The organism is Streptomyces sp. NPDC051104 (assembly GCF_040682835.1).
Taxonomy (GTDB): Bacteria; Actinomycetota; Actinomycetes; order Streptomycetales; family Streptomycetaceae; genus Streptomyces; species Streptomyces cynarae.
Window position 1 is genome coordinate 1 of record NZ_JBFBBS010000161.1, and the last position, 1,116, is coordinate 1,116.

The window sequence follows — 1,116 nt, forward strand, 5'->3', positions numbered from 1 at the left end:
GGAGTTTTTGTGCATGTAATCTCACCCCTTCAGTAAAATCATTTATATTAAGTAAATCCCTTCTAGCAAGTTGTACTGCACTTCTAATGCTAGAATTTAGCCGAGATAGATAGTCTGGCCCTACACCTTGACCTATTTGATTCATTATTTCCTGATATTGACTATATTTGATTTTACTTGCTACTAGTTTTCCAAAATATTTATCAATTTTTTTGAAGAATCTTTGATACTTTATTTTAGTTTGAACACTTCTGTTAGATGGAAGAATCTCCAAGTTATACCATTTTTGGTAAAGTTCATAAACTGTAGAATTGTTATCAAATCTTGTACCTTTTAGATAGTCCAGCTCGGCTTCCTTACCAGCTATTTTAGCCTCTTTTTCGGTAAGAAATCCCCCTTTACTAACTACATGATTTCCTTTACTATCTTTTATTCTATATTCCCATTTTTTTCCTCTAGGATGCACTCTTAATGGCATGATATTCATTTCCTTTCAATTCCAACCCAAGCATCTTATTTACTACTTCTAAAGGGCAAAAATTTAATCTCTTATTATTGTAAAAAGGATAGCCTTTTTTAACCATTTCCTGTTTACCTTCTCGAATAATCCTAGAAGCCACAGATTTAGTCATTCCTGTTTGTTCAATAATTTCATCTTTGGTTATGATATTCATAGTTATCTCCATTCTATTTTAATATTCTACGTGAGTAAATTCTCTAGTTTTCAATGAGTCATATAGCGCCTCATTATTCATACAAGTATAGAGTGATTGACCTTGCAATGTTTTTACTGGTGTACCATTTTCGTTCATTTTGATGTACCAAGTACCTGGAACAAAAGGAACATTTTCACTTAATTTTTTTGCTAGGCGTGTGTTTGCTTTTTTTAGATACATACTTATTTTTCCTTACTAAAGTTATTATTGTTATTTTGCACCATCTCTTGAAATTCTTTTAAAAGGTCTTCTCTTCCAACAAATAGGAGGTACTCAGTAAACTTGTCAATTAATTCTCTTGATATGCTTGCTTTATCATAGATATCTTTTTCACTTCCCACCTCTTCTGGGAAAGGGAGATGATGATTAGTCATAAACCTTATGATTGCCCCCATTCCCC

3 protein-coding genes are annotated in these 1,116 nt (G+C 32.3%); all 3 read right to left on the reverse strand.

The genetic code is table 11. The annotated features are described in order from the left end of the window. A partial coding sequence (locus tag AB0N14_RS40290) for a hypothetical protein (protein WP_366030639.1) occupies positions 1-478 on the reverse strand: 478 nt, incomplete at its 3' end. After that, positions 456-674, reverse strand: coding sequence for a DUF3173 family protein (locus AB0N14_RS40295; protein WP_057719801.1), 219 nt, complete (start codon positions 672-674; stop codon positions 456-458). The genes AB0N14_RS40295 and AB0N14_RS40290, both read right to left, overlap by 23 nt. Before the next feature lie 224 nt (positions 675-898). Further along, positions 899-1,116: hypothetical protein (locus tag AB0N14_RS40300; RefSeq protein ID WP_366030640.1), on the reverse strand; the 218-nt coding region annotated here is incomplete at its 5' end.